Origin of the sequence: Rhizobium sp. PEPV16 (assembly GCF_008919455.1) — a bacterium.
Classification (GTDB): domain Bacteria; phylum Pseudomonadota; class Alphaproteobacteria; order Rhizobiales; family Rhizobiaceae; genus Rhizobium; species Rhizobium leguminosarum_Q.
The window spans coordinates 13,801-35,822 of record NZ_VSZV01000307.1; the positions used below are offsets into that span (position 1 = coordinate 13,801).

The following is a 22,022-nucleotide window of genomic DNA, read 5'->3' on the forward strand; positions in this document are numbered from 1 at the left end:
GGGCAGCTACCGGCAATCTCCTGGGCCGGCTAGTCCGCGCTCGCCACCTTCGCCGGCGCGAGTGGGGCGGCATCCTTGAGTTTTTCGCCGAGCTTCTTGAGGATGCCAGTCGATTGAACGGAGAGCATGCGCGGCCGGATGAGCTGCGGCAATCCGTCCTGCGGCTTGGCGGCGGCGGTCTTGGCGAGGTCCTTTTCCGAGGGCAGGGGGTTTTCGACGCCGGGGATGGCGCGCAGCGTGACACCCTGATGGGCGTAATCCATGGCGCGCTTGAAGGTCATCGCAGGCAGCGAACCGCCGGTCATCTCGTTGGTCGAGGTGTAGTCGTCATTGCCGAACCAGACAGCGCAGGTGTAATTGCCGGTGAAGCCGACGAACCAGGCGTCGCGATAGGCCTGGGTCGTGCCGGTCTTGCCGGCCGTCAGGATGCCATTGTCGAGGGCCGCCTTGCGCGCCGTGCCGACATAAGGAACGCGCGACAGCATCTGGTTCATATAGGCGTCGGCCTGTTCGGACAGCACGCGTTTCGGCGCCGGTTCGTCGCGGTCGAAATCATAGAGAACGTCGCCGTCGTAATCGAGGATCTGGGTGATGCCGTGGCGGCGCGACTGGTAGCCGCCGGCCGGGAAGGTGGCGTAGGCCGTCGCCTGGTCGAGGACCGTCACCTCGGAGGTGCCAATCGGGATGGTGACGTCGTCGCGGATCGGCGTTTCGACGCCGAGGTTCTTTGCCATCGCCCGGATCGGCTGGATGCCGAGCTTCTCCTTGGCGAGCCGCACCGGCACGGTGTTGATCGACTGGGCGATCGCGGTCTCGAGCGTGATGCGGCCGGCATAGCGGTTTGCGTAATTGTGCGGGCTCCAGTTGCCCCAGTAGATCGGCGCATCGACGATCGTCGTCTGCGGCGTCATGCCGCTCTCCATCGCCACCGCATAAGTGTAGACCTTGAAGGACGAGCCTGGCTGGCGCAGCGCCCTGCTGGCGCGGTTGAACTGGCTCTCGCCGTAATCCCGGCCGCCGACCATGGCGCGCACGGCGCCGCCGTTTTCGATCATCACCATCGCGCCCTGCTTGGCGTGATAGGCTTCGCCATATTCGCGCAGCGACGTCTCGACCGAATCCTCCGCCGCCTGCTGGATGCCCATATCGATCGTCGTGCGCACGATCAGCGAATGCTGGTGGAAGCGCGACGAAAGCCGCTGCACCTCGTCGAAAGCCCAATCGAGGAAGAAATCGGGCGATTCCACCTCGTTGCGGTCGACGACGGTAGCTGGATTACGCCTGGCGGCGATCACCTGGCCCTCGGTCATCAGCCCGCTTTGCACCAGATTGGTCAGCACTTCGTTGGCGCGGGCACGCGCCGCCGGCAGGTTGACATGCGGCGCGTATTTCGCCGGCGCCTTGAACAGGCCGGCAAGCATGGCGGATTCGGCGAGGTTCACATCGGTGATGTTCTTGCCGAAATAGAACTGCGCCGCCGCCGCGGCGCCAAAAGTGCCGCCGCCCATATAGGCGCGGTCGAGATAGGTGGAGAGAATTTCTTTCTTGGAAAGGTTCGCCTCGAGCCAAAGCGCCAGGAAGGCCTCGGTGACCTTGCGGTCGATCGAGCGTTCGTTCGACAGGAACAGGTTCTTGGCGAGCTGCTGCGTCAGCGTCGAGCCGCCCTGCACGACTTCGCCGGCGCGCGCATTCTCGCTCATGGCGCGGAAGAGGCCGATGAAATCGATGCCGAAATGGTCGAAGAAGCGCCGGTCCTCGGTGGCGAGCACCGATTTGATCAGCGAATCCGGCAGCTCGTCGATCGGTACGGAATTCTGGTGGATGACGCCGCGATGGCCGATGACATTACCGTAGCGGTCGGTGAAGGTGACGGCGAAATCGCCGCGGTTGCGCCAGTCCTCCTTGGTTGCCTCGAAGGCGGGTTGGGCAAGCAGCAGCATCAGCACCGAGCCGGCCGCGCCGAGCGTCAGTCCTTCGCCGGCAAGTTCGAAGACCATGCGCTTCCAGCCGCGCACGCGGAAGCGGCGGAAGAAGATGGTAATGTCTTCCCAGATCTCGGCGGCGCGGAAGCCGGCGTTCCAGACGGTCGAATCGATCCAGGAATCGATGCGCAGCAGAATGTGACGGCTCTTCGCCGGCCGCTTTTCCGCCGCCTCGTTCGCCGCTTTTCCCGGGCTTTTTTCTGGCCCATTTCCTGGGTTGTCCGGATCTTGCACGTCCTGTATTCCCGCCTGATCTCGCTTCGGTCATATCCGACAAAAGCGCGAGGCCCGCATATGGCCGCAAAGCTCTCCGATACGAGGAGAGAATTCTCCGAGTACCAGGAGTATACTGAAGGATTGATTGATTTTGCGGCTGATAACAAGAGAGATGCATCAGGGTCACGCGATTTTGCGGGTCGCTGTTGCAAGAAACGAACGATGAACGATTTGCCCTTCTGGAAGAGTAAGACGCTTGCCGAAATGACCGTCGCCGAGTGGGAAAGCCTCTGCGACGGCTGCGGCCTCTGTTGTCTCAACAAGATCGAGGAATGGGATAGCGGCGATATCTATTTCACCTCGGTCAGCTGCAAGCTTCTCGACGGCGAAAGCTGCCGCTGCTCCAGCTATGAGAACCGCTGGGATTTCGTGCCGGACTGCGTGCAGCTGACCAAGGAGAATGTGCCGGATATCGCCTGGCTGCCGCCCACCTGCGGCTACCGGCTGGTCAATGAAGGCCGCGACCTCTACTGGTGGCACCCGCTCGTCTCCGGCGACCCGGCGACCGTCCATGCCGCCGGCATTTCCGCGCGAGGCCGCGCGATCAACGAAAATGAGATCGATCTCGACGATCTCGAAGACTACGTCGTCGACTGGCCGCTGACTGTGGGCGAGGAGAAGGACGATGAGGACGCCTGATACGGCTGGCGAAGGCTTTCTCTTGCGGGGCGAATGACGCATTCGCACAGCGCACGCCTTACCTCCGCGCGATGCGTAAAATCGGCACTGGCCGCTGCTTGATTATTGAAGAGTGAGACCCTACCTGCAGTGCGACCCGCTGGTCCGGGCCCCTCTGGCGAGAGCTTCGGCACTCTTGCGATGTCGGACCTCTTCTCCGACAACCAGTGCCGACAGGGGACTATCCTTGAATCTCTCTTTTTTGTTCGTCGAGCGGCTGGGAACGCCGCTCTGGATGTGGTCGAGCTTCTTCGCCCCGCTTCCGTTACCTGAAGCCGGCGCTTGCCATCGTGCTGATCTTCATCGGCTCGAAGATCTTTCTCGCCGATCTGCTGGGCCTTGAAAAATTCCCGGCCGCGCTCTCGCTCAGCATCGCTTTCGCGATCATCGCTGCCGGAGCGGTCTGGAGCCTCCTCAAAAAGCGGGATCCGCAGCAGCCCGCCTGAGCGGGCTCTGCGAGGGAATACGTTAACAAAGGAAGGAAACAGATATGATTTCGAATTTCATCGGCTGGATTTTTGCCCTGCTCGTCGTCGATCCGTTGCAGGCTGAGATACAGCAACAGGCTGAGCGCGCCCGGCTTCCCGTGGAGATCGTCCGCCAATCCCAGGCCTGCCTGACATCTCAGGGGCCGAAGCTCATAGAGCGCGCCGCCAGCGACTACGGCTGGGCGGCGGCCACAGTCGTCAGCATAGCGATCGGCCATACCGCGCCGGCCGAACTTCTCGACGGTAGCGACCCGCAATGCACAGCCCTCGTCGGCGCCCTGAAGGGAGCCGGCACGGGTGCGTGACGGCTGCCAGCTGAAAATGGACTGCGTGATGTCTGATCAAGACGGAAATAGACGGGCGCCGCGCGGTGTGGCCACCGCGCGTCTCCGGGAAATGCTGGAACTCGCCCGGGTGAGGGGCGGCCTCTCCATCGGCGAGGTTCTGGAGGCGATGGGCTCGACGAGCATCGCCTTCACCATCCTGTTCCTGGCAATCCCGGCGCTGACCCCGATTCCCGGGCCGTTCGGAATGATTTTCGGCACCGCGCTTGCGCTGGTCTCCCTCCAGATCGTTGCGGGCGGTTGGAAGGTCTGGCTGCCCGCCATCGTCAGGGATCGCCGGGTTTCGTCCGCGGCGCTTGATCTCGTCGTGGGTCACGCGGTCCCGGTGATCGCCCGGGTGGAGAGGGTCGTGCGCGCCGGCCGGCTGGAGGCCTTCACCGGCCCGACGGTGCAGGCGCTGCTCGGCATTCCTGTCTTCCTGCTCGCCGTGGTGATCGCGCTGCCGATCCCCTTCGGCAATATTCTGCCGGTGTTCTCGCTGGTGGTGCTCGCCGTCGCCCTGATGGAGCGGGATGGTCTCGTCACCCTGATCGGACTGCTGCTCACCTTGGCGACAATCGTCGCGACCGCCGCTTTGCTTTATTTTATCAAGGCGATGATCTTCGCAGTCTCCTAAGCTGAATGGACAGGTACCGCGGCGAGGAAACGCCGAAGTTCCGTCTCCACATAGGAGGCCACCGGCCCCTCGGCGCCAAAACCCCACCAGATCAGCGAACCCTGCCATTGCGACAGCATCAGCCGGGCGATCGTCTCCGGCGCCTTCGCCGAGCCGAAACAGCGAGCGATTGTCGCCGTCAGTGCCGTTCCCCAAGCCGCCCCTCGGGCGCGCAGGACCGGATCGCGAAAATCCTCGCGAAGCACCAGCAGTCCCTCGCCATAAGCGGCGGCATTGTCGCCGTAATCCTGCGACAGGCCGACGAGCAGCGTGATGGCGCCTTCCGGCGTTTTCGGGACGGTCTCGGCAAGCCGTGTCGTTTCCGCATCCAGCCTGTCCCAGGCATAAAGCAGCGCGGCGCGCAGCATCGCCGCCTTCGTGGCGAAACGCTGCACCAGCGTCGAGCCGGAAAGGCCGCTCGCTTTCGCCACCGCCGCAAATGTCGCCGCTTCCGGCCCCTCGGCATGAACCAGCGCCAGCACCATGGCGAGAAGCTGTTCATCGGACAGTGTGCGACGGCGCGGCATGAAATTCCTCTTGCATTCGCGTTATATATAAACGATCATTCGGTTATAAACAAGCAGCGCCGGCGAATTCCTGGCGCTTCCATTACGGCATGAGGCGTTCTACAGCGCCGCGCCTCTTTAGAGGCGCAAAGGACGCTGTAACAATTTGCAGTAGCGTGGAGGATGGATAAGTGACAGCGAACTTGCGGGAGAAAGTGGCCTTGGTGGCGGGTGCTACGCGCGGCGCCGGCCGAGGCATCGCGGTGGAACTCGGTGCCGCCGGCGCCACCGTCTACGTGACTGGGCGCACGACGCGCGCCCAGCAATCCGAGTATGCCCGACCGGAGACGATCGAGGAGACGGCCGAGCTGGTGACATCAGCCGGTGGCAAGGGCATTGCCGTGCAGGTGGACCATCTCGTCCAGCAACAGGTCGAGGCGCTGGTCGCACGCATCCGCGAGGAGGCCGGCCGACTCGATATTCTCGTCAACGACATCTGGGGCTGCGAGAAACTGTTCGAATGGGACAAGGCCGTCTGGGAGCATTCGCTGGACAAAGGCCTGCGCATGCTGCAGCTCGGCATCGAGACGCATCTGATCACCGCCCATTACACCCTGCCGCTGATGATCGAGCGTCGCGGCGGGCTGCTGGTGGAGATGACCGACGGCACGGCCGAGTACAATGCCACCCATTACCGGCTGTCGCCCTTCTACGACCTCGTCAAGACAGGCGTCACCCGCATGGCCTGGGCGCATGCGCAAGATCTGGCGAAACACGGCGCCACGGCCGTTTCGATCACGCCCGGCTGGCTGCGTTCCGAAATGATGCTGGATGCTTATGGTGTTCGCGAGGAGAACTGGCGCGAAGCGACGAATGTACAGCCGCATTTCGCCATTTCCGAAACCCCGCGCTTCGTCGGCCGGGCCGTTGCGGCCATCGCCGCCGATCCCGACCGTGCCCGCTGGAACGGCCAGTCGCTGTCGAGCGGCGGAGTGGCCAAGACCTACGGCTTCGACGATATCGACGGTTCGCGGCCGGATTGCTGGCGCTACATGGTGGAAGTGCAGGAGCCGGGCGAACCGGCGGATGTGACAGGCTATCGCTAGAGCATGATGCCGAAAAGTGTGAGCGGTTTTCGGGCGACATCATGCTCTAACTATTTAATTTAGAACAGGATGATTTTACTGGAGCAATTCCAGGAACAAAAGGTTAGAGCGGCTCTGCGCTTCCGTGAAAGCTAAACCGCTCTAACGCCCCGTTATCATGCTGTGGCCAGCCGCGCCGCCTCGCGAAACGAGACCAGTCGCTTCGTATGTTCGTCCCACAGCACCAGCTTGACGCAACGCAGGCTTTCCATGAGCGTGATGCGGCCCAGATCGGCAAGCTCAGGATGATCTCGCAGCACCTCCGGCAGCCGGTAGTAAGGCACCCGGCTCGACAGATGATGCACGTGGTGGATGCCGATATTGCCGGTGATCCACCGCAGCACTGGCGGCAGGTCGTAATGCGAGGCGCCGTGCAGGGCTGCATGCTGGAACTGCCAGTCCGGCTCCTTCGACCAATGTGTTTCCTCGAATTGATGCTGAACGTAGAACAACCAGACGCCGGCAGCACCTGCCAGAAGCACGGTCGGCAGATGCACCAGTAAAAAGGGGACGATCCCGACCGCCCAGATCAGCAGCGCGGCGACCACCGCGATGGCAAGATTGGTCGCCATGGTCGAGATCCAGGGCAGGGCGCCGGAGCGCATCATGCCGAAAGGCAGGCGCTGCTTGAAGAGGAACAGCCATGCCGGTCCGATCCCGAACATCACGATCGGGTGCCGGTAGAGCCGGTAGCCAAGCCGGCCCCAGCGCGACAGCGCGTTATATTCGGCGATCGTCAGCGTTTCGATGTCGCCAACGCCGCGCTCGTCCAGGTTTCCGGCCGAGGCGTGGTGTTCCGCATGCGCCCGGCGCCAATAGTCGTAGGGCGTCAGCGTCAGGATGCCGATCGTGCGTCCAATCCAGTCGTCGACGCGGCGACGAGCGAAAAACGAGCCGTGGCCGCAATCATGCTGGATCATGAACAGCCGGAGCAGGAAAGCAGCGGCGGGAAGGATGAGGATCAGGCCGGGCCAGAAACTGTAATGTACCGCTGCCCAAGCGGCAGCCCAGAACAGCGCGAAGGGGACGACTGTGACAGCAAGCTCGAAGGCGCTGCGTCCGGCCCGCGGCTGGCGATATCCGGCAAGGATCTTCAGCCAGCGCTTTTCTGCGAAAAGTGCGGATCGCTCCGGGTTGTCGTCGGGCTCACCCAAAGGGGCCACTTGGATTTCCTCGCACTCGCTGCGGCGCGCAGATTCGATCATAGAGTGACGCCGTGAAAGGCGGCGATCGCCGAAAAGCCGAGTGCAATCACCACGGCCGAGCGAATGAGGAAGAGCGGATAGTCGAAGTTGTACATCGTATTAAGAGTGGTCATGGTTGCAGCAATTCCTGTTTTTCCGAAAACATGTCAATGGGTTATGGTGTCGCGCCGGAGCGCGGCGCGTCCGACAAGACGCGCTATCACTGGCGCTGTTATGCGCACGGGGGCGGAGCGGGGGCTCGATAAGAGGTTCTATTTCTTTGGAGCACTGCCCTGCGGGGCGGTTTTGGTCGCCGTCTTCATCTGATTGGCGAATGTGCTTTCCACCTTCGCTGCCTGCTTGTCCTTCTTCGGCTTCCGGACCTCGCGATTGCTTCTTACTTGTCCTTTTGCCATCGATAAAATCTCCCTTTAGATCGAAATTGAAAGCCGCAGCCTGCGTGGTATTCGCCCCGCTTGTCGGTCGCGATCGGAGATCGCGGGATCGTCATGAGGGGCAACCCGACAACACCGGGCCGCAGGGATGGAATGAAAATGATGCCTGCTGAAACCGCATCGCAGTCTGGAGGCGGATGACCGGAGAGGTCACCGAAAGCCAAACCCGACGTTGAGACGGGACGTCACCATGCTTTCGCGATCGGGAAAATGGCGGGGCCGGAAATCCGGTCACCGCAAATGCCGCATCGGCCAAATCAGCGAGCCCTCCTTATAGAGTAAAATTGAGGTGCCATTAAGGCCGCCGCCGCAGGAAAGCCACATTTCCACAGGGGATAAAAGCGTGCAGCGCAAAGGGGGCGGCGGTTTTGCGATAACGGCATTCGAAACAAGCGCGAGGGATGAATCTTCCGACACGCTTAGTCATTCACGGGAAACAGGCGGATCAGCTTCGTTCTTTCCATCTCCGCACGGCCTGATGCAGACATGATGCCGCGGGCCAAACAGAGTTCTATGTCCCGTCCGATATCGAGCGGCACCAGCATGCCGCCGGCCTTGAGCAGGCGGTCTGTCATCGATAGAAGCAGATCCACTTTCGCCTGGCAGCCGTCGATTTCCAGGAGCGCCACCCGGCGCTCCCTGTCGGTGACAGCAAGAACTCTAGCCTGCTCGCGTTGTTGGTAAGCCCCGAATTGCACCCATCCGAAATAACCGGCCGCTGCGACGCAGATACAAAGCAGGAGGGTTTTTCGCACAATATTCCTTCGGAGCCGGGCGGCTCGCTTGCCGCTAAAGCATGTCGCGCAAAAGTGTGAAGCGGTTTTGCGCTAACGGCATGCGTAAAACAAAAACCTAAAGCGCGAGGAGTGAATCTGAAAGATCGCGACGCGCTTTAGAACATTAGTGAGAGCATGATGTCGTCCGAAAACCGCTCACACTTTTTGGCATCATGCTCTAGCCGGCGACGCGTCTTTCGCGGGGCAATCCCTGTATCGCATATCGATTAAAGACGGGGGTTATCGGTTTCGGCGGCGTCTTCAGCTTGCCGAAATGGTGTTCGAGCGCTTGTGAGAGCATGGCCGGCGAGGTGACGCCCTCTTCGAACAGCCTGATCAGCAGTATGGCCGCGACGTTGAAGACGCGTTCGTTGCCGATCAGAATTTTGGCGTCGTAGCCGGCGTCGTCGAGCACGCCTTGCAGCATGTCGAGATCGGACGAAGTCAGATGCGACTTTTCGAAAGTGGAAGACATCGGTCCTCCTTTCATCGGGGCAAGGGTATAAAAACCCTCAGTCGGCAGCGCCCGTACACTGGCTGCCGAAGTTGCGACCATGCGCCTTTCAACCAGGCAACGCAACGGGATTCTTGCTGCAGATATCGCTCCGGTTGATGAGTAGCCCGCACCGGTCAGGGTGCGGGCTGATGACCGTCATTCCGCCGCCTGATAGCTGGGTCTCCGGGCGGCCGATGTCCGCGGACCGGCGGCTGCAAGCAAGGTAATCGCCACCGCAAGCAGCGCCACGAAGGCGATGCCGGCGACATAGGGGTCCCAGCCGAAATGCGGCGCGGCGCCGAAGACTGCCGAGGCCGCCGCAAGCACGATGCCGCCGCCGATCTGGAAGGAGGCGAAGAGCAGTCCGGAGGCGAGCCCCGACTTATCGTCTTCCACGTCGGAAAGGGCCGCGACCTGCACTGAAGGGTAGGTCATGGCGTAACCGAGGCCGAGCGGGATCTGCGAAAACAGCACGAGCAGGATCGGGTCGACATGTCCGAGTGCGGTCACCCAGAAGACATAGCTGAACGCTTGCAGGCCGACACCCGCCGCCATCAGCCCGGTGGCGCCGCGATTTTGCGCGAGCGTCGCAAAACGTGGCGCCAGGAACATCACGAAGACGCCGCCAAGCGCAAAACAGAAGCCGGTGGTGAAGGCCGACCAGCCGATGACGTTTTGATAATAGAGCGTCGCCAGGAACTGGAAGCCGACATAGGCGCCCTGGAAGAGGGCGGCGATGGCATTGGCATGCCGGAGCTTGGCTCGGCGGAACATGCCGAGCGGCACCATCGGATCGGCATGGCGCGCTTCGACCACGAGGAAGAGCAGGATCAGCACCAGCGACGCGGCGAGCGAACCCCAGGTCGGGAAGGCCTGCCAGCCGGCGGCTGCGGCATTGGTGATGCCGAAGACGAAGAGCAGCAGTCCGGGCGTGATCGTCAGCGCGCCGGCCCAGTCGAAGCTCGGCCGTGGTCCTGTCCTTTTCGGGTCGGCCGGCAGCGCCAGCGGCGCAAGAAGGAGTGTCAGGATGGCGACGGGCGCGCCCATGACGAGCGTCGTCCGCCAGCTGAAGATCGTCGCGGCACCGCCGAGCACCATGCCGAGCACGAAGCCGGTGGCGCCGGTCGAGGCGAAGACCCCGAGCGCCTTTGCCCGTGCGGTTCCCTCGCCGAAGACGGAGAGCAGCAACGCAAGGGCGGCGGGCGCAGTGAAGGCGGCGGCAATGCCCTTGATCAAGCGGGCGGCAATCAGCGTCGGCCCGCTATCGACGAAGCCGCCGGCGATGCTGGCGGCGGCAAAGATCGCCAGCGACCAGAGGAAGACGCGGCGATGGCCGAAGACGTCGGCGACCCGGCCGCCGAGCAACAGGAAGCCGCCATAGCCGAGCACATAGGCGCTGACGGCCCATTGCAGCGATGTCGCCTCCATGCCGAGTTCGGCCTGGATGGCAGGCAAGGCAACGCCGATGGTGGAGACGTCCATGGCGTCGAGGAAATTGGCGGTGCAGAGCAGCAGCAGTGCCAGCCCCGCCCCGCTTCGCGATTTGGAAAGTGTCATCGAAATCGTTCCTTCGTTGCTGCCGCCTCATCGGGGGAGGTTGCCGGGCGGCAGGGAACGAGAAAATGTACAGCTTCCTTTCCTATTGCAAATTGATAGTAGCCATGCCAGGTATTACTGACGATGATGAATGATGCCACTCTTCGCAAGATCGACCTCAATCTCCTGCTGGCCTTTTCGGTGCTGATGCAGGAGCGCAATGTCAGTCGCGCCGCCGAGCGGCTGCTGCTCGGCCAGCCGGGCCTGTCGGCTGCCTTGCGGCGCCTGCGCGAGGCGCTGGACGACGAACTGTTCGTACGTGTCGGCCGCGGCCTGCAGCCGACGCCGCGCGCCCTTTCCATCGCCCCGGCGATCGAGGATGCGCTGTCGGGCATCGAGCGCGCCATCCGCCCGCAGGCCGAATTCGATCCGGCAAGCTGGCAGGGCGAGTTCCGCATCGGCATGTGCGACAATCTCGAATCGGCTTTCTTCGGCCCGCTTGCCGCCCGTCTTCTAAAGCTTTCACCCGGCGCCCGGCTGATCGGCATCGCTTCCGAAAAGCGCGATGCCGCACGCCGGCTGGATGAAGGCGTTTTCGATTTCAGCGTCGCGATGCACGACGAGCCCGCCTCCTGGCACATTCGCGCGCCGCTGTTCGACCAAGTCTCGATCTGCATCTACGATGAAGCTCAGCTCGGGCTGAAGGCGCCGTTGAGCCTCAAGGATTTCGCCAATGTCGCGCATGTCACCGTCTCGTTCGAAGGCAACACCTCGACCGGTATCGACATGGCGCTGAACCGCACCGGCGATGTGAGACAGGTGGTGGCGACCGTCCCGCGCTTTTCCGCTCTGCCGATGGTGCTGAAGGCGATGCCCGCCATTGCCACCGTGCCGGAATCGATCGGTCGCTGCATGGCGCAGTTACATGAGCTGATGCTTTGCGAGCCGCCGCTTTTGCTGCCGGCCGATCCCGTGACGATGCTTTATCGCCGAGTCGACCAGACGGACGGCCGGGCGCGCTGGTTCCGTCGCCTGTTCATCGATGTAGCCAATAAAGCGCTCGAAGCTTCCGGCTGCTGCGTATCCATTCCGAGAGCCGCTGCCTGACGGTCCCTTACAGTTCGCCTTTGTGGAAATAAGCTTCGAGGCGATAGCCGTCCGGGTCGATGATGAAGGCGGCGTAATAGAATTGCCCATAATCCGGCCGCACACCTGGTTCGCCATTATCCGTGCCGCCGGATGCAACGGCGGCCGCGTGAAAGGCATCGACCGCGGCCTCATCAGGCGCGACGAAGCAGAAATGCAGCCCGGATCGCATGTCGGCAACAACAGGCTGGTCGACCTGCATCACCCAGAGCCCGACCCTTTCCGGGCCGTAGCCGATCATGGTGTCGGAATTGGCCAGGCGCTCATATCCAAGCGGCGCCAGCGCCGCATCGTAGAAACGGCGGGCTCTTTCCAGGTCTTTTACGCCGATGGAAATATGATCGAACATGGACTGCGAAACTCCCTATCTTCCGCTAATGACTGCTCGTACCCAAGATGGCACGACGCCAACATCTTTCAACCGCCGTTCTAAAGCACGTCGCGTCAAAGTGTGTGGGAGAGGCAATCCTGCGACAGCTGGCGCCGGCGGCAAAGCCTGAGGCCGGACATTGCCGCATCCGTCCAGGTCTCGTTCTAAACAGCGCTCTCGGCGACGCTTTGCATCTGCTGCAGGTTCGTCACCTCATAGGTCCAGACTCGAAACGCCTTCAGCACATGCGGTCCGAAGGAATTGATGAGCGGTATGTCGGCGGCGTCGCGCCCGCGTGCGACGATGATACGACCGATCCGCGGCGTGTTGTTGCGCGGATCGAATGTATGCCATGCACCGTCGAGGAAGACCTCGATCCAGGCGCTGAAGTCCATCGGGTCGACGACGGGAACACCGATGTCGCCGAGATGGCCGTTGACATATCGGGCTGGAATGTTGAGGCAGCGGCACAACGCCACCGCGAGATGCGCGAAGTCGCGACAGACGCCGATACGTTCGTGGAACGCCTCGAAGGCTGTCCGCGTCGATCGCGCCTGCATGTAGTCGAATTGGATATGGCCGTGGACGAAGTCGCAAATCGCCTGAACGCGGCCCCAGCCGGGTGAGACCGTGCCGAACATATCCCACGCAATCTGGCTGAGGCGGTCCGTTTCGCAATAGCGGCTGCCCATCAGGTAGTTAAGGCAATCGTCCGGCAACTCCGAAACCGGGATTTCGCGGGCGCCTGCCAGATAGCTGTCCGGTTTGCCGTCGTCTTCGATCGTCGCATCGCCCCATATGGTCAGGTCGCCCGCCGGGGCAACCAGCCGAAGACAGCGGTTGCCGAAAAGGTCGCGATAAGTCGAAGTGGGAACATCAGGGGTGGTGAAGACCGTTTCCGGAATTCTGATGTCGGCCGCACGATCATCATGAACCGACAACAGGCATACCAATGCGGTCGGCTGAGGGCAGGTCAGCGTGATTTCATAGCCGTAACGGATCAACATGGAGCGTTCCCGCGCGTCCGGATCCGCCTAGCGGAAATCCGCCGCAGTTAGAGTATAGAAGGCGCGGCGGCGGTAGGAATAGGCTTTGTGTGCCACGTCCTGAATGGAGTTGCGCAGGGCGTCGAACGCCGAAAGCCACCTCGTTTCCGAAGGCTCGGTTCTTTGCAATGTCATGTCGGATTTCGCCAGCGCGCCAACCTCGATGAAGAACAACACCTGGAACATGCCGTCATGGCCGACGAAGCGCACAGCATTTCTCGCCGCATCGAAGCTGCGGCTTTGGTTCAGAAAGGCTAGCGCCGTGGTTGAACCGGCGGGATCTTACGAGCACTCCGGGCGGCGTCCGACAGCCTGAGCCATTCCTTCCGGTATCCTATGTTGAGAAGATTGAAGGACATCATGTCTTTCCCGGCCTGCGAACGGCTCTTGCCGATCATGGCACGGTCGGCATGCACTGGAACACTCGCGGAGACACGATAGACGGTCGACGAACGGGCGGATTCGATCCGGCGGTCGTGTTCGATCTCCATGGAGTAGCGGCCGGAAGCGCCACATTTGTTTTCCCATGTGCCGACGGCAAAGGCATTCCGTCGTCGTTCGGCTTCGTCTTCATGGCTGTTCACGATGTCAACCTTTCGTCATTCGGGCCGTGGCCATGGCCAAACGTCCTCTCGATCAGTGTTGCGCCGCTGCCGGCGGGCGATAGGGTTATCAGTTCCAGGCTGTCTTCCGTCGCGACCCGCTCATGACGTTCATCGTCACTGCGGATGCGGTATTGCAGCACATTTCCTCTCAGAGGCAGCGTGGCGGTAATGCGGTATGTGTCGGGGAGCTTGGAGGGAACGACTAAGAACCCGTCCTTCACTCGGACAGTCTGCCCCACTTTGAAGATATGCGTTGCTGCCTCGCGCCGGATCGAGCGTCCATTGCGTTGCGGGATGCGCGTAGCGGTCATGACGGTTTGTGGTCCTTTTCGAGCGCGGTTTCGAGAGCTGACAGGGGGATAGGCATCATCTGCTGCGTCGAACTCTGCGTGGCGATCGCCGGCAGGTGGATGAAGGCGCCGACCCGTCGCCAGGCAAGCCTGGAAACGCCATCGATCAATTCCTCGTCATAATCGACGCGGTATTCTCCGGCTGGCTGCGCCCCGTCGAAACCGGGCAGGCGGAATGGGGATGAAAAGCGGACGACGGTTTGTGTGGTGCGACTGGTCACGGCTGAGGCCTCCGCAGGAAGACACCGATGCGTTTCCTGTATCGTTGAGATCCGAACCGGACGAACTCGATGCTGCCGGTACATCCGCGGTCAGCGCCAAGCTCATTCCGGATCGGAATAGGCGAAATCAACGCCGGAACGACGTCATGGATTGCTATCGAAAATTCAGTGGTGATGGCGGGTCGTAGGTCTCTGACACCGCGAAGCCAAGTCGGCCAAATCGACGAGACCTATCATTGCGCCTCGATTGAGTTTAAATCAAGATAATTCGGATTTATCTATGAAAAACGCTAAATTAACTCAAACGACACCTTAAATAAAATTGAGCGCGTTGGCGTAAAAATTCTATTCATTTCCTGATTATTACAAAATATCCGTTCAAATTGATTTCATAAATTTTTCCAGAAGTTCCCCGTGCGAACAATATTTCTTGGCACTCCTATCAATCGAGTGCCACGAGTGCTATTTATGAATTGCAGCCGCCCTACGCGCCGGCAGCAGAAAGACCTCTATGAAATTCCGTTCACTTCACGACCGCGTCGTCATTCGACGTGCGGAAGGCGATGTCAAATCCAAGGGCGGGATCATCATTCCAGACACCGCCAAGGAGAAGCCGCAGCAAGGCGAAGTGGTCGCAGTCGGCCCGGGCCTGCGCGACAAAAGCGGCAGTCCCGTCCCGCTCGATGTCGAGGTCGGTGATCTCATTCTATTTGGAAAATGGTCGGGTAGCGAGGTCACGATCGATGGCGAAACCCTTCTGATCATGAAGGAGACCGACATCATGGGCATCGTCGGAAAGACCGAAGCGGCTGCCGGCAAAGCCGCCTGAGGGTCGAATTTGTGACCCGCAACTCAAAACCGAACTGGGAAGAAATATCATGTCTGCCAAGGAAATCAGGTTCTCCACCGACGCGCGCGACCGCCTGCTGCGCGGCGTCGAATTGCTCAACAACGCCGTCAAGGTGACGCTTGGCCCGAAGGGTCGCAACGTCGTCATCGACAAGGCCTATGGCGCACCGCGCATCACCAAGGACGGCGTCAGCGTCGCCAAGGAGATCGAGCTCGAAGACAAGTTCGAGAACATGGGCGCGCAAATGGTGCGCGAGGTGGCTTCGAAGACCAATGATCTTGCCGGCGACGGCACGACGACGGCAACGGTGCTCGCCGCCTCCATCTTCCGCGAAGGTGCAAAGCTCGTCGCTGCCGGCATGAACCCGATGGATCTGAGGCGCGGCATCGATCTCGGCGTTATCGCCGTCGTCAAGGAAATCAAGGCGAGGGCGATGAAGGTCAAATCGTCAGGCGAGATCGCACAGGTCGGCACCATTGCCGCCAATGGCGACGCCACCGTCGGCGAGATGATCGCCAGGGCGATGGACAAGGTCGGCAATGAGGGCGTCATAACCGTCGAAGAGGCGCGAACTGCCGAAACCGAACTCGATGTCGTCGAGGGCATGCAGTTCGATCGTGGCTATCTCTCGCCCTATTTCGTCACCAATGCCGAGAAGATGCGCGTGGAACTGGAGGAGCCCTATATCCTCGTTCACGAGAAGAAACTTGGCAGCCTGCAGGCGATGCTGCCGATCCTGGAAGCCGTCGTACAGACCGGCAAACCGCTGCTCCTCATCTCGGAGGACGTCGAAGGCGAGGCACTGGCGACGCTTGTCGTCAACAAGCTGCGCGGCGGCCTGAAGGTCGCAGCCGTCAAGGCGCCGGGCTTCGGCGACCGCCGCAAGGCGATGCTGGAGGATATTGCCGTGCTGACCGCCGGCCAGATGATTTCCGAGGATCTCGGCATCAAGCTCGAGAACGTCACGCTCGATATGCTCGGCCACGCCAAACGCGTGCTGATCGACAAGGAAAGCACCACGATCATCGACGGCTCTGGCGAGAAAGCGGCCATCCAGGCGCGCATCCAGCAGATCAAGGCGCAGATCGAAGACACCACCTCCGACTACGACAAGGAAAAACTGCAGGAACGCCTGGCGAAACTCGCCGGCGGCGTCGCGGTCATCCGAGTCGGCGGCGCGACCGAGACGGAGGTCAAGGAAAAGAAGGACCGCATCGACGACGCGCTGAACGCCACCCGTGCGGCGGTCGAAGAGGGCATCGTGCCCGGCGGCGGCGTGGCACTGTTGCGCGCCAAGTCGGCGCTCATGGGCCTGACCGGGGAGAACGCCGACGTGACGGCGGGCATCTCGATCGTGCTCAGGGCGCTCGAAGCCCCGATCCGGCAGATCGCCGACAATGCCGGGTTCGAAGGCTCCATCGTCGTCGGCAAACTCGCTGACGGCAATGATCACAATCAGGGCTTCGACGCACAGACGGAGACCTATGTCGATATGATCGAGGCAGGCATCGTCGATCCTGCCAAGGTCGTGCGCACCGCTCTGCAGGACGCCGGCTCGATCGCGGCGCTGCTGATCACCGCCGAGGTGATGATCGCCGAGATTCCCGCAAAAGACTCTGCGTCTGCTGCCGGAAATGCCGGCATGGGCGGCATGGGATACTGAGGCCAGCCTGAACCGGTCCGGCGCAGCCGGACGGCACAACCCGAACAACAGACAGGGAGAATTCCAATGTCCGTACAGAGCAGCAGCAAGACGTCGATTACTCAGCGTTTCGACAGTTACCAGCCATCCAAGACACTTCTCGTCTGGGCCTGCGTCGTCACGGCGATCGCCACGATGATCATCGGCTTCAGCTGGGGAGGTTGGGTCACAGGCGGCACATCAAGCAAGGCGGCAGCCGCCGCCGGCGACACCGCACGCGGAGAACTGGCGTCGGCCATTTGCGTCGAGCGATTCAAGGCGGCGCCGGATGCGAGCGCTAAACTGATCGAGTTCAAGGCGATTACCGAAGGCTACAAACAGCGTCAGTTCGTTGAAGCCGGCGGTTGGGCGACCATGCCTGGGCAGACTTCAGCCGATAGCCGAAGTGTTCAAGGCTGCGCCACGGCGCTTGCCGTCTGACACCGTTTTTCCAGAGCGCTCCGATGTATGTGCGGAGCGCTCCCACTGTTGAAGCAGGAAATGACCCATGATCCGTTTCGTGAAAAAGAACGACCCGCAGCCAGCCGCAGAAGACGCCGGCGAAAGCGTCAAGAAAATCCGCGAGGCAGCCGCCGAGGGGCCTAAGAAAGCCGCCAACGACAGCACGCGTCGCCGCGCGCCGCAAGCGGCGGAAGATGACGACCCGCTTATCTGAAGCGTGGACTGATATCCTTGAACATGTCTCCAGCGCAACAAGTGCGAAGCGGGCATAGGGTGCGATCTGAGGAAAGGCCACGGGGGCTCTTGAAGACCTAGCGATAGTCCAGCCAAACTCCGCCGGCATCGGCGGACCGTACGCAGTTTTCCACCCAGCGCACTCCTTCCAGTCCCGCATCGACATCGGGAAAGACCAGCTCTTCGATCCCTGCAGGGGCGAGGCCGCGCTCATTGTTGATGGCGAAGCCGAAGCGGCGATAGAGGTTCGCCCAAGCTTCGAAGAGACCTTCCGGGTGGCCGCCGCCGATCCGGTCGTCGATCCTGGCCTCGGGATAGAGATAGTCCATGCCGCGCTCGAGGATGCGGGCCGGTTCGCCCTGGATCTCGTAGGAGAGCTGGTTCGGCCGCTCGTCCCACCATTCGATGCTGGCCTTCGAGCCGACGATGCGGATCTTCTGGCCGTGCATGGAGCCGGCATTGACGGCGCTCGACCAGATGGTGGCGATCGCGCCATTGTCATATTCCATCAGGGTCACCGCATTGTCTTCGAGCGGCGCTCGGCTTTTGACGAAGCTCTGGCGGGTGCAGAGCAGACGCCTGATCTTCAGGTGCGGCAGGATGACCTTGGCGATATAAAGCGGGTGGGTCCCGACATCGCCGAGCACATAGCTAGGGCCTGCGAATTTCGGATCGACGCGCCACCGCGTCGCGGGGTTCTGCTCCTCTACCGCAGCACTATGGAAGCCATGGGCGAATTGCAGGTTGACGATGCGGATCTCGCCGAGATCGCCATTCCTGACCATCGCGCGCGCCTGCTCGATCATCTGGTGGCCGGCATAGCCATAGGTCACGCTGACGATCCGGCCACGCGCCTGGGAAAGCGCCTTCAGCTCCTCGGCCTCGGCGATCGTGAAGCAGAGTGGCTTTTCGCAAATCACATGCAGATCATGTTCGAGTGCTGCCTTGCAGATCGCGAAATGGGTGTTGTTGGGTGTCGCGATCGACACGGCCTCGATGCCGTCGGCCCGCCGGGCCTCAGTCGCAAACATCGCCGCATAGTCCCGGTAGCTCCTGGCTTCGTCGAGCCCGAGATCGATGCCGAAGGCGCGGCCGCGTTCGGGATCGATATCGAAGGCGCCCGCCGCAAGGGCAAAGACGTCGTCGCGATGCGCCGCCGAGCGATGAATATAGCCGATCTGGCTGCCTCTGCCGCCGCCGACCATGCCCCAGCGGATCGGCTTTTTCCTGTCACTCGTCATCATCTTTTCCCTAAAAACCAACTGATCTGAGGTAATCGCGGCTTTGCTTCACATCTTCGAGGCTGCCGGCGACATTCCTCGGATCGCGCTCCTGCTCGACGGTGATGAAGCCGTGATAGCCGATCTCCTCGAGCGTCCGCTTGACGGCGGGATAATCGATGACGCCGCGGCCGATCGGGCACATGACGCCCTGTCCGCAGGCCTCGAAGAAGCGGATCCTCTCGCCAAGCACACAGTCGAAGACGGTCTGGTCGATGTCCTTGAAGTGGACGTAGTCGAGCCGGTCGGCATAGCGGCGAAGCATCTCCACGGGATCCATGCCGGCGTAATAGCTATGGCCGGTGTCGAGGCAGAAGCCGGCGATATCCTGCGGAATGTCACCTGCCACCCGCTCGATCTCATCGGCGAATTCGATATAGCCACCCGCATGCGGGTGGATGACGGCGCGCACGCCGTATTTGCGCTGGGCGAGTTCGGCGATCGCCCTGATATTGGCGACCATCCCGGCCCATGCCTTGTCGTCGAGACGCGGCGCACGATCGGAATGGCCGGCGGCATAGTCCCGCTCGTCGTGCCCCCAGTCCATGACCGTGAGATAGGGTGTACTGAACCGCTGGCCCGCCACCTGCTCCGGCTGCGGCAGCCTGGTGATGACGGTGCAGATTTCCTCCGTCTGTCGCAGCAATGTCTCCTGATTTTCAGGAGAGACGAGATCGTCGAAGATCGTGCCGGCGACGATGAAGAGATTGCGCTCGACAAGCGCCTTTGCGACGAGCCCATCATCGAGCGGCACATAGCCGTACGGCCCGAGTTCGAGGCCGCCATAGCCGGCCGCAGCCGCCTCGTCGAAGACGCGTTCCCAGGCGGGAAGGTTTGGATTGTTGACGTCATCAACGCCCCAGCAGCAGGCGGCTGTCGCAATCGTGATGGTCACGGTTTTATTCCTGAAAAGTGGGGTGCCCGAGCGGATGTTGACGATCAGCCAAGGTTGCCGGGCCAGTATTTGTCGACATATTTTTGAATTTCGGAGCGCATGAAGCGGCCGGAATCGTCGGCGCGCTCCTCCCAGCCGAAGACGCAGGCGGTGATGATGCCGTCGAACCCGACCGCGGCGAGCGAGCAGAAGAAGACATCCCAATTGATCTCGCCCTGGTACATATCCATGTGCTGATGGATGGTGACCTTCGCGCCCGGCGGATTGATGATGTAGCGCAGCCCGGATGACGCCTTGTGGTTATAGGTATCGGCCACATGCACATGGGCGATCAGCGGGCCGGCATCGCGGATCATCCGCGCCATGTCGTCACCGAAATAGAAGGTGTGCGGCGCGCAATAGAGGAATTTGACGTTCTTCGAGCCGATGGTCTTCAGCATGTCGATCGCCGGATGCAGCGTCTCGCACCAGTCTTCCGGATGCGGTTCCATGTTGAGCGTGACGCCCTCGCGCTCGAACACCGGAACGAGCTCTTCCATCGAGCGCCACCAGGCAGCCTCGCTGTGCTCGTGGGTATGCATGCCGCCGCAGCAGCTGGCGCGGTGGCTGCGATCCGGCGACGGCCCGCGACCGAATTCCGAGTTCATCGTATCGCAGCCCATCTCAGCCGAAATCGCGATCGCTTCCTTCCAGTAGCGCACCGCCGCCTGCCGCTCGTCCTCATGCGGGCTCGCCCAGCGATACATCGGCAGGATCGAAGCGAGCTGGACGCCGTGATCCTTCAGGGCCGACTTGAATTCCGCGATGCGTTCCTTGTGCGCCCGCGGGCGCACCCACCAGGGCAGAAAATCGTCGCGTGGTGAAAGCTCGATATGCTCATAGCCGAGTTCCGCCGCCTTTCGGCAGAGGTCGCGCAGATTGAGGTGACGGTGCATATGCGGGTCGAGTGCGATCTTCATCTGGTTCCTCCGTCATCCTTCGGCCGCATCGGGCCGGCGGGTGATCCTTGATCTCGTTTGTTTCGGACGTCCGGTGCTCCTCCCGGATTGCCAGCACGATACTGCTGCAGTGCTCCCATGCTCCAATGCTTCCTTGATCAAATTTGATCATTGACCGCACAGCAGACCGATGCTCTGTTGTGGCAGCTTTGGGAGTGGATGAGCCTGATGAAGGTGACTTTGAAGGATGTCGCGACGCAGGCCGGCGTTGGCACCGCGACCGTCGAGCGCGTCGTCAACGGCCGCGGCGGCGTGCGGCCGGAGACGGTGGAGAAAGTCTTCCTGGCGGCAAGACGGCTTGAATACCGGCAAAGCCTGCCGGTCGCCCATCGTGGCCTGATCCGGATAGAGGTGATCCTCGTTCGTCCGGAGACCAGTTTTTATTCGCGTCTGAACCGGGCGTTCGAGCGCATTGCCGCCTCGCTCGACGACAGCATTGTCGTTCACCGCACCTTCGTCCGCGAGAACGAACCGGCGCAATTCGCCCGCTACATCGCCAACCCGACGGCACGCCGGTCGGCGCTGATCGTGGTTGCGCCCGACCATGCCGATGTCGTCACCAGCGTGCGGAAGGCGGCCAGTCTCGGCATTCCCGTCGTCCAGATCATGACCCGTCCGGCCCCCGAACTGCCCTATGTCGGCATCGACAACTACGCCGCCGGACGCACCGCGGCTCACTACATGTCGGGCATGCTGGCGCAGCGCCCCGGTTCGTTCGTCGCTCTCTGCCACAGCGGCGCCTATGAGAACCATAAGGAGCGGATCCGCGGCTTCTCCAGCTATCTCTCGGAGAATGGTTCAAACGAGCACCGTTTCATCGAGGTCATGTTCGACCTCGATGACGAGCACAATGCCATGGAGCTGCTGCACGCGGCCCTCCGGCGCGAACCCGGCATTATCGGCATCTATAGCGCAGGCGGCGATAACAAGGGAGTGGCAAGGGTGCTCGAGGCAAACAAGGCTGGGCGGCCGTTCTGGGTCGGCCACGAATTGACGGGAGAGACGCAGGACTATCTCAGTCGTGGCATCATGTCGATCGTGCTCGACCAGGCGCCGGAAGTGCAGGCGAGACGATCGATAGACCTTGCCTTGAACAGGCTGGGTCTCATCGAGGTGGAGGTCAGCGCCGAACCGGTGCGCTTCCTGACGATCACACCGGAAAATCTCTGAGACGGGATGAGGATGCCCGGACAATCCGCTTGAATGAGCGCCAGCCGCCTTCACGACGCTGGCGCGACCTCACTGCAGCTGCGGCTTTTTGAGAAAGCTGTTGCGGTCGGCGGATTTGATGCGCAGCCAGGCTTCCCGGCCGTTCCTGAGGATCCGCATGGGAATCTCGGCGCCGGCCGGGCCGCTGCTCCAG

General features: G+C 61.7%; 25 protein-coding genes and 2 pseudogenes. 11 read left to right on the forward strand and 16 right to left on the reverse strand.

All coding sequences use genetic code 11. The annotated features are described in order from the left end of the window. Positions 1 to 29: 29 nt before the first annotated feature. Positions 30 to 2,216 carry a PBP1A family penicillin-binding protein gene (locus FY112_RS16570; protein WP_151518879.1) on the reverse strand — a complete coding sequence of 729 codons (2,187 nt, stop codon included), beginning with the start codon at positions 2,214 to 2,216 and terminating at the stop codon, positions 30 to 32. A 204-nt stretch (positions 2,217 to 2,420) separates the two neighbouring features. Here FY112_RS16570 and FY112_RS16575 point away from each other — a divergent pair, with 204 nt between their 5' ends. From FY112_RS16575 to FY112_RS16590, 4 genes and pseudogenes are all read left to right on the forward strand, one after another. After that, on the forward strand, positions 2,421 to 2,897 hold the full coding sequence (locus FY112_RS16575) for a YcgN family cysteine cluster protein (RefSeq protein WP_017959646.1): 477 nt from the start codon (positions 2,421 to 2,423) through the stop codon (positions 2,895 to 2,897). A 296-nt stretch (positions 2,898 to 3,193) separates the two neighbouring features. After that, positions 3,194 to 3,382, forward strand: a pseudogene (locus tag FY112_RS16580) (TerC family protein); the annotation flags it as partial. 44 nt (positions 3,383 to 3,426) lie between these two features. Further along, complete coding sequence (locus FY112_RS16585; protein WP_151518880.1) at positions 3,427 to 3,729, forward strand: hypothetical protein; 303 nt, start codon at positions 3,427 to 3,429, stop codon at positions 3,727 to 3,729. Positions 3,730 to 3,757: 28 nt separating this feature from the next. After that, complete coding sequence (locus tag FY112_RS16590) at positions 3,758 to 4,384, forward strand: exopolysaccharide biosynthesis protein (RefSeq protein ID WP_131622039.1); 627 nt, start codon at positions 3,758 to 3,760, stop codon at positions 4,382 to 4,384. Here the strand turns inward: FY112_RS16590 and FY112_RS16595 are convergent. Next, positions 4,381 to 4,950, reverse strand: a complete 570-nt coding sequence (locus FY112_RS16595) for a TetR family transcriptional regulator (RefSeq protein WP_131708455.1) — start codon at positions 4,948 to 4,950, stop codon at positions 4,381 to 4,383. The genes FY112_RS16590 and FY112_RS16595 overlap by 4 nt on opposite strands. Positions 4,951 to 5,120: 170 nt before the next feature. Between FY112_RS16595 and FY112_RS16600 the strand changes: the two genes are divergently transcribed. Next, positions 5,121 to 6,035: an SDR family oxidoreductase gene (locus FY112_RS16600; protein ID WP_151518881.1), complete on the forward strand. Its 915-nt coding sequence runs from the start codon at positions 5,121 to 5,123 to the stop codon at positions 6,033 to 6,035. 155 nt (positions 6,036 to 6,190) lie between these two features. Here the strand turns inward: FY112_RS16600 and FY112_RS16605 are convergent, their stop codons facing one another. The 4 genes from FY112_RS16605 to FY112_RS16620 form a co-directional block, all read right to left on the reverse strand. Continuing rightward, positions 6,191 to 7,228 carry a fatty acid desaturase gene (locus FY112_RS16605; protein WP_181018232.1) on the reverse strand — a complete coding sequence of 346 codons (1,038 nt, stop codon included), beginning with the start codon at positions 7,226 to 7,228 and terminating at the stop codon, positions 6,191 to 6,193. A gap of 904 nt (positions 7,229 to 8,132) precedes the next feature. After that, positions 8,133 to 8,468 carry a hypothetical protein gene (locus FY112_RS16610; RefSeq protein WP_094086387.1) on the reverse strand — a complete coding sequence of 112 codons (336 nt, stop codon included), beginning with the start codon at positions 8,466 to 8,468 and terminating at the stop codon, positions 8,133 to 8,135. A 199-nt stretch (positions 8,469 to 8,667) separates the two neighbouring features. Continuing rightward, positions 8,668 to 9,045: a hypothetical protein gene (locus FY112_RS16615; RefSeq protein WP_017959655.1), complete on the reverse strand. Its 378-nt coding sequence runs from the start codon at positions 9,043 to 9,045 to the stop codon at positions 8,668 to 8,670. Between the two features lie 96 nt (positions 9,046 to 9,141). After that, on the reverse strand, positions 9,142 to 10,542 hold the full coding sequence (locus tag FY112_RS16620; protein WP_131629163.1) for an MFS transporter: 1,401 nt from the start codon (positions 10,540 to 10,542) through the stop codon (positions 9,142 to 9,144). Between the two features lie 123 nt (positions 10,543 to 10,665). On the opposite strand from FY112_RS16620, the gene FY112_RS16625 reads away from it, so the two are divergent. After that, positions 10,666 to 11,628, forward strand: a complete 963-nt coding sequence (locus FY112_RS16625) for a LysR family transcriptional regulator (RefSeq protein WP_131629164.1) — start codon at positions 10,666 to 10,668, stop codon at positions 11,626 to 11,628. Between the two features lie 7 nt (positions 11,629 to 11,635). Here the strand turns inward: FY112_RS16625 and FY112_RS16630 are convergent, their stop codons facing one another. From FY112_RS16630 to FY112_RS16655, 6 genes are all read right to left on the reverse strand, one after another. Next, positions 11,636 to 12,016, reverse strand: a complete 381-nt coding sequence (locus FY112_RS16630; RefSeq protein WP_094086385.1) for a VOC family protein — start codon at positions 12,014 to 12,016, stop codon at positions 11,636 to 11,638. A gap of 185 nt (positions 12,017 to 12,201) precedes the next feature. After that, positions 12,202 to 13,044 carry a transglutaminase family protein gene (locus FY112_RS16635; protein WP_017959659.1) on the reverse strand — a complete coding sequence of 281 codons (843 nt, stop codon included), beginning with the start codon at positions 13,042 to 13,044 and terminating at the stop codon, positions 12,202 to 12,204. Positions 13,045 to 13,071: 27 nt separating this feature from the next. Beyond that, positions 13,072 to 13,332, reverse strand: a complete 261-nt coding sequence (locus tag FY112_RS16640) for a DUF1488 domain-containing protein (RefSeq protein ID WP_151518883.1) — start codon at positions 13,330 to 13,332, stop codon at positions 13,072 to 13,074. Positions 13,333 to 13,337: 5 nt separating this feature from the next. Beyond that, entirely contained in the window at positions 13,338 to 13,667 is a 330-nt protein-coding gene (locus FY112_RS16645; RefSeq protein ID WP_151518884.1) for a hypothetical protein, read from the reverse strand. After that, positions 13,664 to 13,999, reverse strand: coding sequence for a hypothetical protein (locus tag FY112_RS16650; RefSeq protein WP_131629166.1), 336 nt, complete (start codon positions 13,997 to 13,999; stop codon positions 13,664 to 13,666). Before FY112_RS16650 ends, FY112_RS16645 begins: the two co-directional genes overlap by 4 nt. Continuing rightward, a complete protein-coding gene (locus FY112_RS16655; protein ID WP_062944212.1) occupies positions 13,996 to 14,259 on the reverse strand; it encodes a hypothetical protein in 264 nt (87 codons plus the stop codon). The genes FY112_RS16650 and FY112_RS16655 overlap by 4 nt, the downstream gene beginning before the upstream one ends. A 511-nt stretch (positions 14,260 to 14,770) precedes the next feature. Here FY112_RS16655 and FY112_RS16660 point away from each other — a divergent pair. The 4 genes from FY112_RS16660 to FY112_RS36785 all read left to right on the forward strand — a co-directional run bounded on the left by FY112_RS16660 (position 14,771) and on the right by FY112_RS36785 (position 17,466). Continuing rightward, positions 14,771 to 15,088, forward strand: a complete 318-nt coding sequence (locus FY112_RS16660; protein ID WP_131629167.1) for a co-chaperone GroES — start codon at positions 14,771 to 14,773, stop codon at positions 15,086 to 15,088. A gap of 49 nt (positions 15,089 to 15,137) precedes the next feature. Continuing rightward, the gene (gene groL, locus FY112_RS16665) at positions 15,138 to 16,772 is read left to right on the forward strand and encodes a chaperonin GroEL (RefSeq protein ID WP_151518885.1); all 1,635 of its coding nucleotides are present in this window, start codon (positions 15,138 to 15,140) and stop codon (positions 16,770 to 16,772) included. 66 nt (positions 16,773 to 16,838) lie between these two features. Next, entirely contained in the window at positions 16,839 to 17,231 is a 393-nt protein-coding gene (locus FY112_RS16670) for a hypothetical protein (protein WP_017959666.1), read from the forward strand. A 67-nt stretch (positions 17,232 to 17,298) separates the two neighbouring features. Further along, positions 17,299 to 17,466, forward strand: a complete 168-nt coding sequence (locus FY112_RS36785; RefSeq protein ID WP_017959667.1) for a hypothetical protein — start codon at positions 17,299 to 17,301, stop codon at positions 17,464 to 17,466. A 97-nt stretch (positions 17,467 to 17,563) separates the two neighbouring features. Here FY112_RS36785 and FY112_RS16675 read toward each other — a convergent pair whose 3' ends face one another. The 3 genes from FY112_RS16675 to FY112_RS16685 are packed head-to-tail and all read right to left on the reverse strand — an operon-like array spanning position 17,564 to position 20,620. After that, complete coding sequence (locus FY112_RS16675; protein WP_165504203.1) at positions 17,564 to 18,730, reverse strand: Gfo/Idh/MocA family oxidoreductase; 1,167 nt, start codon at positions 18,728 to 18,730, stop codon at positions 17,564 to 17,566. A gap of 7 nt (positions 18,731 to 18,737) precedes the next feature. Continuing rightward, entirely contained in the window at positions 18,738 to 19,661 is a 924-nt protein-coding gene (locus FY112_RS16680) for a TIM barrel protein (protein ID WP_151518886.1), read from the reverse strand. Positions 19,662 to 19,705: 44 nt separating this feature from the next. Next, positions 19,706 to 20,620: a sugar phosphate isomerase/epimerase gene (locus FY112_RS16685; RefSeq protein ID WP_151518887.1), complete on the reverse strand. Its 915-nt coding sequence runs from the start codon at positions 20,618 to 20,620 to the stop codon at positions 19,706 to 19,708. A 207-nt stretch (positions 20,621 to 20,827) separates the two neighbouring features. Here FY112_RS16685 and FY112_RS16690 point away from each other — a divergent pair, with 207 nt between their 5' ends. Beyond that, on the forward strand, positions 20,828 to 21,829 hold the full coding sequence (locus tag FY112_RS16690) for a LacI family DNA-binding transcriptional regulator (protein ID WP_151518888.1): 1,002 nt from the start codon (positions 20,828 to 20,830) through the stop codon (positions 21,827 to 21,829). Between the two features lie 69 nt (positions 21,830 to 21,898). Here the strand turns inward: FY112_RS16690 and FY112_RS16695 are convergent. Next, positions 21,899 to 22,022: pseudogene (locus FY112_RS16695) on the reverse strand (signal protein PDZ); the annotation flags it as partial.

Excerpts from the sequence above, each read along its gene's own strand:
- FY112_RS16615 (WP_017959655.1), bottom strand. The coding sequence starts at position 9,045 with ATGGTCGCAACTTCGGCAGCCAGTGTACGGGCGCTGCCGACTGAGGGT.
- FY112_RS16635 (WP_017959659.1), bottom strand. The coding sequence starts at position 13,044 with ATGTTGATCCGTTACGGCTATGAAATCACGCTGACCTGCCCTCAGCCG.
- FY112_RS16625 (WP_131629164.1), top strand. The coding sequence starts at position 10,666 with ATGATGAATGATGCCACTCTTCGCAAGATCGACCTCAATCTCCTGCTG.
- FY112_RS16675 (WP_165504203.1), bottom strand. The coding sequence starts at position 18,730 with ATGATGACGAGTGACAGGAAAAAGCCGATCCGCTGGGGCATGGTCGGC.
- FY112_RS16620 (WP_131629163.1), bottom strand. The coding sequence starts at position 10,542 with ATGACACTTTCCAAATCGCGAAGCGGGGCGGGGCTGGCACTGCTGCTG.
- FY112_RS16595 (WP_131708455.1), bottom strand. The coding sequence starts at position 4,950 with ATGCCGCGCCGTCGCACACTGTCCGATGAACAGCTTCTCGCCATGGTG.
- FY112_RS16590 (WP_131622039.1), top strand. The coding sequence starts at position 3,758 with ATGTCTGATCAAGACGGAAATAGACGGGCGCCGCGCGGTGTGGCCACC.
- FY112_RS16660 (WP_131629167.1), top strand. The coding sequence starts at position 14,771 with ATGAAATTCCGTTCACTTCACGACCGCGTCGTCATTCGACGTGCGGAA.
- FY112_RS16585 (WP_151518880.1), top strand. The coding sequence starts at position 3,427 with ATGATTTCGAATTTCATCGGCTGGATTTTTGCCCTGCTCGTCGTCGAT.
- FY112_RS16670 (WP_017959666.1), top strand. The coding sequence starts at position 16,839 with ATGTCCGTACAGAGCAGCAGCAAGACGTCGATTACTCAGCGTTTCGAC.
- FY112_RS16630 (WP_094086385.1), bottom strand. The coding sequence starts at position 12,016 with ATGTTCGATCATATTTCCATCGGCGTAAAAGACCTGGAAAGAGCCCGC.
- FY112_RS16685 (WP_151518887.1), bottom strand. The coding sequence starts at position 20,620 with ATGAAGATCGCACTCGACCCGCATATGCACCGTCACCTCAATCTGCGC.
- groL (WP_151518885.1), top strand. The coding sequence starts at position 15,138 with ATGTCTGCCAAGGAAATCAGGTTCTCCACCGACGCGCGCGACCGCCTG.
- FY112_RS16650 (WP_131629166.1), bottom strand. The coding sequence starts at position 13,999 with ATGACCGCTACGCGCATCCCGCAACGCAATGGACGCTCGATCCGGCGC.
- FY112_RS36785 (WP_017959667.1), top strand. The coding sequence starts at position 17,299 with ATGATCCGTTTCGTGAAAAAGAACGACCCGCAGCCAGCCGCAGAAGAC.
- FY112_RS16575 (WP_017959646.1), top strand. The coding sequence starts at position 2,421 with ATGAACGATTTGCCCTTCTGGAAGAGTAAGACGCTTGCCGAAATGACC.
- FY112_RS16690 (WP_151518888.1), top strand. The coding sequence starts at position 20,828 with ATGAAGGTGACTTTGAAGGATGTCGCGACGCAGGCCGGCGTTGGCACC.